Annotated in this window: 8 protein-coding genes; 7 read left to right on the top strand and 1 reads right to left on the bottom strand. The window is 60.8% G+C overall.

What is annotated here, in order from left to right:
• Positions 1-737, bottom strand: a 737-nt coding sequence (locus tag ADADOO_RS03715; protein ID WP_511275128.1) for an IclR family transcriptional regulator domain-containing protein, incomplete at its 3' end; no start/stop codon positions are given.
• A gap of 280 nt (positions 738-1,017) precedes the next feature.
• Here ADADOO_RS03715 and ADADOO_RS03710 point away from each other — a divergent pair.
• From ADADOO_RS03710 to ADADOO_RS03680, 7 genes are all read left to right on the top strand, one after another.
• Positions 1,018-2,766, top strand: a complete 1,749-nt coding sequence (locus tag ADADOO_RS03710; protein WP_511275126.1) for a 2-oxoacid:acceptor oxidoreductase subunit alpha — start codon at positions 1,018-1,020, stop codon at positions 2,764-2,766.
• An 11-nt stretch (positions 2,767-2,777) separates the two neighbouring features.
• Positions 2,778-3,602: a 2-oxoacid:ferredoxin oxidoreductase subunit beta gene (locus tag ADADOO_RS03705; RefSeq protein ID WP_511275125.1), complete on the top strand. Its 825-nt coding sequence runs from the start codon at positions 2,778-2,780 to the stop codon at positions 3,600-3,602.
• A complete protein-coding gene (locus tag ADADOO_RS03700; protein WP_511275123.1) occupies positions 3,599-4,132 on the top strand; it encodes a ferritin-like domain-containing protein in 534 nt (177 codons plus the stop codon). The genes ADADOO_RS03705 and ADADOO_RS03700 overlap by 4 nt, the downstream gene beginning before the upstream one ends.
• A 69-nt stretch (positions 4,133-4,201) precedes the next feature.
• On the top strand, positions 4,202-4,459 hold the full coding sequence (locus ADADOO_RS03695; RefSeq protein ID WP_511275121.1) for a YfhL family 4Fe-4S dicluster ferredoxin: 258 nt from the start codon (positions 4,202-4,204) through the stop codon (positions 4,457-4,459).
• 29 nt (positions 4,460-4,488) lie between these two features.
• Positions 4,489-6,813: an aldehyde ferredoxin oxidoreductase C-terminal domain-containing protein gene (locus ADADOO_RS03690; protein WP_511275119.1), complete on the top strand. Its 2,325-nt coding sequence runs from the start codon at positions 4,489-4,491 to the stop codon at positions 6,811-6,813.
• A gap of 231 nt (positions 6,814-7,044) precedes the next feature.
• The gene (locus ADADOO_RS03685; RefSeq protein WP_511275117.1) at positions 7,045-9,150 is read left to right on the top strand and encodes a CoA-binding protein; all 2,106 of its coding nucleotides are present in this window, start codon (positions 7,045-7,047) and stop codon (positions 9,148-9,150) included.
• A 44-nt stretch (positions 9,151-9,194) separates the two neighbouring features.
• Positions 9,195-10,317, top strand: a 1,123-nt coding sequence (locus ADADOO_RS03680; protein ID WP_511275115.1) for a CoA-binding protein, incomplete at its 3' end; no start/stop codon positions are given.

Genomic DNA, 10,317 nt, shown 5'->3' with positions numbered 1-10,317 from the left:
AAATCCCGTTGCATGGCGGGCGCCGACAGCCGGGTGTGCGACGCCACCGCGTTGAGCGCGGCCACGGTCACGCCTTTGCTGTTGCGCAGCGGAACGGCGATCGCATGAACACCGAGTTCATGTTCTTCGCTGGCCAAACAAAAATCGTCCCGGCGGATTTTCTCGATGAGCGCCCGAAACGCGCGCGCATCGACGGTGGTCAGTGCTGTCATACGCTGCAGATGGCGCCCTTTCATCCACTCATTAAAGGCCTTCTTGGTCTTGGCGGCCAGCAACACGCGACCGGTCGAGGTGACGTGAGCCGGGAGTCTGGCGCCCAGGTGCAGGCCGTAGGCAATCACGCGGCCACCGCCGGGGGACGAAGGGTTGCGATCGTTGCCACAGCGAGCAATGACCACCACCTCATCTGCGTCCAGAATCACCGCAGAAAACGACTCCTTTGCCTGAACTGCCAGCCGGTTCAATGTCGGCTGCAGCGTACGCGGCAAACGAGCCGACGCCAGGTAGCTGCCGGAAAAGCGCAGCACCTTGCTGGTCAGCCAAAAGTAGCTTCCGTCAGTTTCCAGATACCCGAGGTGCGCCAGGGTGAGCAAGTGACGGCGCGCGGCGGCGCGCGTCAGACCCGTGCGCTCGGCGGTCAGCGTGGCATTGAGGTGCTGATGCTCGGTATCAAAGCTCTCCAGAACGGCCATGCCTTTGGCCATCCCTTCTATCAAGTCGGCCTTGGCAATGGTCATGGGTTAGCTCCGTTTTGTACTCAATTAATTGTGCGACTATCGCACAATTGGTGCAATCATCGCACACTTGTTCAACGTCACACCTTGCAACCGCAAGATAAAAGTCTAACCTTGGCGTCATCACAACAGGAGTGCATATGAGAAGACAAGTGGCAAGCATCGGCACCACAGCGGCCCCACTGGAACGACCGCACGCAGGCGCCGGGCAGTCGGTAGCAGTTGGCTGGCACCATGCCAGGTCGATCCAGCATCAAATCTTGTTCTGTGAAGGAAAGAACTTATGACCACCCATAGCGTGTCGCTGGTCATCGCCGGCAGTGGTGGGGCTGGCGTTGTGACGGCCGGCTCCCTGCTGCTGAACGCGGCCGCCAAAACCGGCTGGTATGCCTTGATGAGTCGCTCATCCGGGCCGCAGATTCGGGGCGGCGAGGCAGCCACCATGTTGCGTTTTGCCACCCGGCCGATCCTGTCGCAGGATGACAGCTTCCACCTGCTGATGGCCATTGACTGGGACAACATTGGCCGTTTTTCGGCTGAAATCCCCTTCACCGGCAACAGCCTCATCGTCGGTGACCCGGCACACGGGCCGTGCCCGGCCGCGCTGCTGGCCGCCCAGCCGCGCCAGGCCGCACTGGCGCTGACCGACATCGCCGAAAAGATCGAGGGTGGCCGCCCGAACATGGTTGCCCTGGGCGCCATTGCAGCCATGATCGGACTGCCACCGCAGGCCATGCAAACGGTCGTCGAGCAGTATCTACAGCGCAAGGGGCCAGCCGCTATCGATGCCAGCATGGCAGCCTTTCATGCCGGTTTTGCCGCCGCCGCTGATCTGCCGGCTATTCCAAAACTGCCCGCCATCGCCGCCGAAAAAGAGCCGCGCTGGAGCATCACGGGCAACGAGGCCACCGGCCTTGGCATCCTGCGTGGTGGTGTGCGTTTTGTCGCCGCCTACCCGATCACCCCGGCCACCGAGATCCTCGAATGGCTGGCACCGTCGCTGGCCAAGGTGGGCGGCGTGCTGGTGCAAGCCGAAGACGAACTCAGCTCCATCAACCAGATCATCGGGGCTTCCTACGGCGGTGTGCCAGCCATGACCGCCACGTCGGGCCCGGGTCTGTCGCTGATGGTCGAAGCGCTTGGACTGGCGGTGGCTGCCGAGGTACCGATTGTGGTGGTCGATGCCATGCGCGTTGGCCCGTCAACCGGGATTGCCACCAAGTCTGAGCAGAGTGATCTCAACATCGCGGTCTATGGCATGCACGGTGATGCGCCGCACATTGTGGTGGCGGCCAACTCGGTGGCCGATTGCCTGTTCACCAGTCAGTGGGCCGTGCATCTGGCCGAGTCCATGCAAACCCCTGCCATTGTCCTGACCGATCAGTCGATGGGGCAGTCGCGCGCCATCCTGCCTCGTCCGACGCCGTTCACCTTCAGCGGCCAGCGTATCACCGCCCCAGCCGCTGGTGAAGGTGAAGGTGAAGGTGAACGCTACCAGCGCTATGCCGTCAACGGCTCAGGCATTTCCCCAATGGCCATTCCCGGCACGCCAGGCCTGGCCCATACCGCTGACGGTCTCGAGCACAACCCGTTCGGCACCCCGTCCTCGCAAGCGTCTGACCACCAAGCGCAACTTGACAAACGCAGTCGCAAGCTGACCCAGTTTAATTACGCTAACCACTGGGCCGACATCGTTGACACCGACGCGGGCCCGGGCGACATCGCGATCATCACCTGGGGCTCATCAACCGGCCCGGCCCTTGAAGCCTTGCAACGTTTCTCGGCTACAGGCGGCAAAGCGCGCCTGATTTCGCTGCGCTTGATCGCACCGGCTCAACCCGACCGCATGGCTGCGGCGCTGGCCGGCGTGACCCGCGTGCTGGTCATCGAACAATCCCACAGCGGCCAGTTCTACCGCATGTTGCGAGCGTTTTACGATCTGCCACGCGAGACACTCTCACTGCATCAGGCGGGCCCGTTGGCCTTTGGCCCGGGACGCATTCTCGAACAACTCAACTCCTGGAGCGTCTGATGCAAGCTGTTGTGCGCAACTACAAGGCCAGGGACTACAAGTCAGAGGTCAAACCCATCTGGTGCCCCGGCTGTGGCGACTACACGGTGCTCAATGCCATCACCCGCGCCCTGGCCGAGCTCGCTTTGCCGCCGCATGAGGTGGCCATTATTTCGGGGATCGGCTGTTCGTCGCGAATTCCGGCTTATACCAGCGTCTATGGTTTCCATGGTGTGCATGGCCGCGCTTTGCCGGTGGCCACCGGACTCAAGCTGGCGCGCCCCGATCTGACGGTACTGGTCACCGGCGGTGACGGCGATGGCTTCTCGATTGGCGGCAATCACTTCCTGCATGCCTGTCGGCGCAACGTGGACCTGACCTACATCGTCATGGACAACCAGGTCTATGGCATGACCAAGGGGCAGGCCTCACCGACCACCGCGCCCGACTGGGAAGGCAGCAAACTGACCCCCGAAGGCACTGGTATCAACCCGTTCCAGCCGCTGGTGATTGGTCTGGCATCGGGTGCCAACTTTATTGCCCGGGTTTCCAGCAGCGACCCCGTCAACATGGCGCAGATCATTGTCGAAGCCGTTCGTCACCCCGGGTTTTCGCTGGTTCAGGTGCTCAGCCCCTGCGTCACCTTCCGCCCGGATCAAGCCGTATGGCGCGACTTTGTACGCACCGCCGAGGTCGATTGCACGGACGATGCGGCGCGCGCTGCGCGGCGCCTGATGACCGATGACGGTTTCAACGTGGGCAAGGTTCTTTTTAAAGGTTCGCGCGCGCCCTATCGCCCCGAATTCGAACGTTCGAATGGCTCCATCGCTGATCTGGAATCGAGGTTTATGTTATGAACAAAACGCAGACCGACGGTACCGAAATTCAAACCGTGCCGCAACTTCTGGCGCATGCGCTGGCGCTGGAGACCGAGGCCAGCGAGCGCTATGGTGAACTCGCCGACCAGATGGAGACCCATCGCAAAACGGCGGTGGCGGCGCTTTTCCGGCGCCTCGAAGTCGCAGAAAAACAGCACCTGGCGGATCTCACCGCCCTGTGCAAGGGCGTCGAGCTGCCGCACTATGCCCCCTGGGATTTCAAATGGCGCAGCAAGGAGTGCCCGGAAACCATCGATATCGGCCGGGTCAGCTATCAGTTGTCGGTGCGCGACGCCGTGCTGCTGGCGCTGGAGCACGAGCGCCGCGCGACACAGTTTTATACGGACGTCGCCAACTCGGCACATGCCCCTGAGGTCATCGCCTTGGCGCGCCAGTTCGCGCAGGAAGAGCGCGAACACAGTGCGTGGCTAGAGTCCTGCCTGGCCGAATGCAGCGCCGCCGATTCGACTGCCAGCGAAGACCCGGATCCGCCACTGAGCCAGGAATGAACCAACGCCAAGCTGGCTTGCTGTCCGTTGACCTATTTTTAACCCATAGCCCATCGAGGAAGAACACAAATGGCAATGCTTATCACTGACTTATGCATCACCTGTGATGTCTGTCTGGCACCCTGTCCAAACAAGGCGATCAGCGCCGGCGAAGACATTTTTTACATTGACCCAGCCAAGTGCACCGAATGCGTCGGGCACCACGCGATCTCCCAATGCGTCAAGGTTTGTCCGGTACGCGCCATCGTTCCCGACCCGGCGCACCGTGAAAGCAAGGACGAGCTAAAGGCCAAGTACGATCATCTTCAGGCGCTAAAAGCGGCCTGATCCATCTGGAAATTCAAGGAGTTCAGGACATGGCTATCAGAGAAAAACTGGCGCGACTCGTCGCCCGCATGCACGACACGCCACAGTACAACGCGCAAGGTGCGGTACTGTTCGTTGACCTGGAGCAGCGCACCTTCGTCAAGAAGTATTTGCCGCTGGAGGTCTTGCGCAACTTTCTGGGTGGACGCGGCGCCAACATGTGGTTGCTCTACAACCTGGTGGAAGAAGAACGCGCTGCGCTTGATCCCGAAATTCCGCTGATCTTCGGTGCCGGTGTGCTTACCAGCAGCATGCCATCGGCCACGCGCGGCAACATTACCAGCAAGTCACCTGACAGCTACGCCATTCTCGACGCCAACGCGGGCGACTATTTTCCGTCGTTCCTGCGTTGCCACGGTTACGACCATGTCGTCCTGTTCGGTCGCTCACCCGGCTGGACCATGCTGCGGATTTCCTATGAAACGGCGGAGCTGGTCGATGCCGCACCCTATGTGGGCCTGAACAACCTCAACATGTCCGCCGCCATCGCGCGCGACTACAACTGTGTCGAGCGCGAGGACATGGCACTGGCCCGGATCACCACGTCCGGTGAAAACCAGGTGCTGTGTAGCGGCATCATGGGTGGTGTCAAGTCGATCTGGGCGCGTGGTGGTGGCGGTGCCAAGATGGGGTCTTTGCGCGTCAAGGCGATCATGATCCACGGCGCCCCCAAAGACCTACAGCCGCTGCAACCCATGGTCAAGTACAACAAGGTCATCGGCAAGAAAATCATCTCGACCAGCGTCATCAAGAATGCACTGAAGATGGTGGGTACGCCGTTTTTGTACAAACCAAGCCGCGTGCTGTGCGCCCTGGGCACCAAAAATAACCAGGAAACCAGTTGGAAGCCCACGCTGGACGCCGACAACTTTGACCCCTACCGGCCTGGCATGGACGGCTGCTACCTGTGTCCGGTGCATTGCCGCAACCAGAACGACCTGACGCCTGAAGCCCAGGTCGGCTGGGGCGCCTCGGCGCTCAAGGGCCTGACCGGCAACGCCAGCTACGACAAGGAGCAGGCGTCGGTTGAACACGGCAAACAGCGAAGCTACAACGGCATTCACAACGACGGGCAGTACGACAAGTACGACAAGGGCGATGGCCCCGAGTACGTCACCTTGGGCAAATTTGGCCCGATGATTGGCATCCAGGAACCCGAGCAGGTGCTGCGCCTGAACAACATCCTCAACGACCTGGGCCTCGACTCGGCCTCCACCGGTAGCTCGATTGCCTGGGCCATGGAGCTGTACCAGCGCTCAATCATCACGCAAAAGGAAACCGGCGGTCTCGATCTGACCTGGGGCAATTACCCGGTGATCGAACAACTGCTGTTCATGACCGCCAAACGCGAAGGCTTCGGCGACACCATCGCCGACTCGGCACGGGCGGTGGAACGCGGCAAATACCCGGCGCAAGCCCTTGACTATCGCATGACCGTTAAAGGCCTGTTCCAGTCTGACCCGCACGATGCACGCATCCTCAAAGCGTTCGCCCTTGGACTGTCGGTGGCAACCCGTGGCATGGATCACCTGCGCAACCGCGTCACGCTGGAGATCAACGCCCGCATCAACGACGACGCGGCGTTCAAGACCGCGTTGTACAACGGCCCCGTCTCGGCCGCGCCGAACAGCTATGAGGGCAAGGAGTACGCCGTGCGCAAATGCGAGAACAATTATGCGGTGGGTGATTCGGTGGGGATGTGCCGCTTCAACACCAAGTTATTCAACTCCCCGAGCCTGCCCGACCTGACCGACTTTGCCACGCAGATCGGCGCACTGACGGGCCAGACTTTCGCCGAGGAGGAGCTCGACGAGGTGGGTCGCAATGTGACCGGGATTGAGCGCATGCTCAATTTCCGCTTCGGCTTGCGCGCCAAGGACGACACCCTGCCGCGGCGCTGGTTTGAGGAAGCGCTGACCGAAGGCCCGTTCGCCGGCGAGAAGGTTGACCGGGCCGAGTTTGATGGTATGAAAGACCGCTTTTATCACCTGACTGGTCTGAACGCCGAAGGCACCCCGGCGCTCGAGTGGCATGAAAAACTGTCGCGCTTGATCTCCGGCTTTGCCGTGCGGGTGGAGTTGCCGCGCGCGCTGCCGGGCGCGCCGGAAAAGGTAGTGATCATCGACGAGAACGTGAGCGATCTGACAGCCCTGCGCGCAGCGCTGCTGCGCAAGCTGCCGGAGGCTGCCAATGACCTGAACGACAGCACCTGGAACATGGCGGTTAACGGCAACATGGTGCTCTCGGGTGAAGCATCGGTGCCCATTGCCAGTGGCGACCGGGTGCGCTTGGTTCCGATCATCGCCGGCGGTTGAGCGGTGGCAGTGCAACAGGCTGGATCGGTCGCCGCCAGCGACAGCCAGGGAGCGCCAAAACATTTTGACGACAAGTGTTTTCACGCAACCAAGGTGCCCAAGCGTTGCCGTTGTCAGACGTGACCTGGACGGGGCCACGGCGGGCTAGCGATTGCCCAGCATCCGACTCGGGCGCGTCCAACCAAGGAATCCAGGTTTAACCCCAGTACAAAATGAAAAGGAATGACAACGATGAACTGCGGCACTTCCATTGAAACCAAAGTCGCTGCGCCCAGCACACTGGTACAGACGCTCTTTGAGCAGGGTGCAGCCGCTGGACGTGACACCCTGAACCACGCAGAACTGGGCACGCTGGTGGCGAGTCTGGGCATGGTTTTTAACCCGAATGGTGCGCTCGTCCAGACACAGCCCCCGGTCGAACTGGGGCTTTGCCTGAACTGCACCAGAGAGTTTGGCATGGTCATCAGCGCCGGGATCGGCGGCCTGGACGCAGAGCTGGCCGAGGGCAACTTCCAAAAAGACCGGGCCACGGTGTACGCCGCCACCGAACTGACAGACGCCACCGATTTCCTGGCTCTATTCAAACGCACCTTGGCCTATCAAAAACTGGCAACGATTGCCAGCCGCAACGCTGGCGGCGTGCCAGATGCGCAGTTGCAAGCCGCCTTCGCGCAAATTCTGTCCTTGGCCAAGCACTTTTCCCCGGGTCAACCCCAGGCCTCATTCAGACTTCGAAAACTGGTACTCAACCCGGTGCAGGTGGGTTCTGAGTTGAGCGTTCAAGCCGCCCATTGTGAGTTTGATGCGCCGTTACCAGGCCGTCTGCCGCGCCCCATTCACAAGATCGACAAACTGATTCACCCGGCCAGCATCGGCATCATCGGGGTTTCCTCGACCAGCATGAATTTTGGCCGAATCATCCTGAAAAACCTGCTGGGCAGTGGCTACAGCAAGGAGCGCATGACCATTATTCGCCCGGGCGAGGTCGAAATTGATGGCGTCAAGTGTGTGCCGAGTCTGCAAGCGCTCGAGCACAAACTTGATCTGCTGATTGTGGCTGTGGCAGCCAGCGCGGTTTATGCGCTGGTCGATGAAATCATCAAGACCGACGCGGTCGAATCGGTCATGCTGATCCCCGGTGGTCTAGGGGAAACCCAGGCCAGCCGGGAGCCCTCGGCAGCCATGGCTGAGCGCATCAACGCGGCCCATGCTCAACCCGGTGGTGGCCCAATCTTTCTCGGCGCCAACTGCCTGGGCGTGGTGTCGCATCCCGGCTCTTACGACTCCTGGTTCATTCCGCTGGAGCGTCTGCCAAAACCCCAAAAAAAACCGGAGCGCAACTCAGTCATGTTAAGCCAGAGTGGGGCGTTCATGATCACGCGGCTCAGTCAGAACCTCTGGCTCGACCCGCGTTACATGCTGGCTTTGGGCAACCAGACCGATTTGACCCACGGTGACATGTTGACCTATTTCGCCGGTCTAGCGGAAATCAAAACCCTTGGCATCTATATCGAGGGCTTTAAGGACCTCGACGGACTCGCCTTCGCCCACGCCGTGCGCCAAGCCGTTCTCAATGGCCAGCAAGTGGTGGTTTACAAAGCCGGAAAGTCGGCGCCCGGCAAGGGCGGAGTGATGGGTCATACCGCGTCGATCGCTGGCGACGCAACCCTGTTCGAGTCGGTGCTGCGCCAGGCCGGCGCCATCGTGGCAGCAGACTTCAACACCTTCGACGATCTGTTTTACATCGCAGGGGCGTTGCACGAGAAGAAAATCGGTGGTCGCCGACTCGGTGCCATCAGCGGCGCCGGCTTCGAGGCCGTTGGCATGGCTGACGCCATTGAGTCAGACAGTTTTTCCATGGAAATGGGTGCGATTGAACCCGGCACGGTGCACCAGGTGGAAGAAATTCTGCTGGCCAAGAAACTCAACACGCTGGTCGAGGTCAGAAATCCGATCGACATCAATCCAGGCGCTGATGACCAAGCCCACTTACAGATTGTGCAAGCCTTCCTGGAAGACCCGAACATCGACGCGGTGGTGGTCGGGCTTGACCCAACAGCGCCCTCGGTGCGGGCCTTGCAGGTGAGCAAGTTGCGGCCCGGCTTTGACATCAGTGACCCCAAGAGTACGGTACACCTGATGCCAGCGCTGGTTCAGTGCAACGACAAACCGGTCATTGGCATTATCGATGGCGGTGAACTCTACGATGCCATGAGCGCAGCGCTGATGGATCAGGGCGTTTGCATTTTCAGGAATTGTGCGCGTGGCACGCAGGCGCTGGTGCGCTACGTCGAAGCCAGGCTGTATGCCAAGAACCTCATCGAGCATCATCGCTGAATCTATCATTCATCAAGAATCTACACACATAAAACAGGACCACCATGAGCCAACAACTGATCAACGACGTCTTCCAGAAGGCACACAGCGACGGACGCTCCACACTGTTCGAACATGAGGTCTATCGGCTGCTTGCTGCGGCCGATATCGCAAGCGCACCCCGACACGAGGTGCTCGCCAACGGGATTGATCCGACGGATGAGCTTTTAGCGTCGTTCACCGCAAGCCGGGTGGTTGTGAAGATCGTCTCCACCAGCATTGCCCACAAGTCGGACGTGGGCGGTGTCGCCGTCGTGCCCAATCAGCCAGCGGCCATACGAGCCGCCTGCAAAAGCATGCTGGCCAAGCTGTCAGAGCAGGACGTCGCGGGCGTGATGCTGACCGAGTTCATTGAATCAGATGCGACAGGTGCCGGCAGCGAGCTGCTGGTCGGCATCCGCAACACGCGCGAGTTCGGCATGATCATCAGCGCCGGGATCGGCGGCGTTGACACCGAGCTCTTTGCCGCCAGCGCCCGCCGCGGACAGGCGGTGGTGTCGGCTTCGACCGCTTTGACCACGGCCGAGGAATTCCTTGAGCTTTTCAAACCGACGCTGGCCTACCGCAAGATCGCCGGACTCACGCGGGGGGGCAAACGACGGGTGGCAGACGTTGACCTGCTGCACTGTTTTGCTGCCTTCATCCGACTCGCCAACGATTGCTCGGCGGGCAACCCCGAGACCGACTTCGCCATCGAGGAACTGGAGGTCAACCCCTTCACCTGCGCGGCGGGCTCGCTGGTGGCGCTTGACGGCCTGTGCCGCTTCGGTCGGCCGCAAGTGGTCCGCCCGCCGCGTCCCCAGGCCAAGATCAACAAGCTGCTGCACCCAGCTTCGATCGGCATCATCGGTGCCTCCGCCACGCGTATGAACTTTGGCCGGATCACCCTGAAGAACATCATTGCATCCGGGTACGAGCTCTCAAAGCTGTGCGTCATCAATCCCGACGGCCAGCAAGTCGATGGCGTGCGCTGTGCACCGAACCTGGGGGCGCTGGAAAGCAAGCTCGACCTGCTGATCCTGGCGGTAGGTGCCGATGTTGCCTTCGGCATCATCGATGAGATCATCAAGACGGATGCCGCAGAATCGGTGCTGTTAATCCCCGGTGGCATGGGGGAAACCGAAGCGA

Origin of the sequence: Azonexus sp. (genome assembly GCF_036170495.1) — a bacterium.
Taxonomy (GTDB): Bacteria; Pseudomonadota; Gammaproteobacteria; order Burkholderiales; family Rhodocyclaceae; genus Azonexus.
The sequence above is the reverse complement of the archived record's forward strand: the minus strand, read 5'-3'. Positions and strand labels throughout refer to the sequence as shown.

Bases quoted from the DNA above. Each gene is read 5' to 3' on its own strand.
- ADADOO_RS03710 (WP_511275126.1), top strand. From the start codon at position 1,018: ATGACCACCCATAGCGTGTCGCTGGTCATCGCCGGCAGTGGTGGGGCT.
- ADADOO_RS03700 (WP_511275123.1), top strand. From the start codon at position 3,599: ATGAACAAAACGCAGACCGACGGTACCGAAATTCAAACCGTGCCGCAA.
- ADADOO_RS03695 (WP_511275121.1), top strand. From the start codon at position 4,202: ATGGCAATGCTTATCACTGACTTATGCATCACCTGTGATGTCTGTCTG.
- ADADOO_RS03690 (WP_511275119.1), top strand. From the start codon at position 4,489: ATGGCTATCAGAGAAAAACTGGCGCGACTCGTCGCCCGCATGCACGAC.
- ADADOO_RS03685 (WP_511275117.1), top strand. From the start codon at position 7,045: ATGAACTGCGGCACTTCCATTGAAACCAAAGTCGCTGCGCCCAGCACA.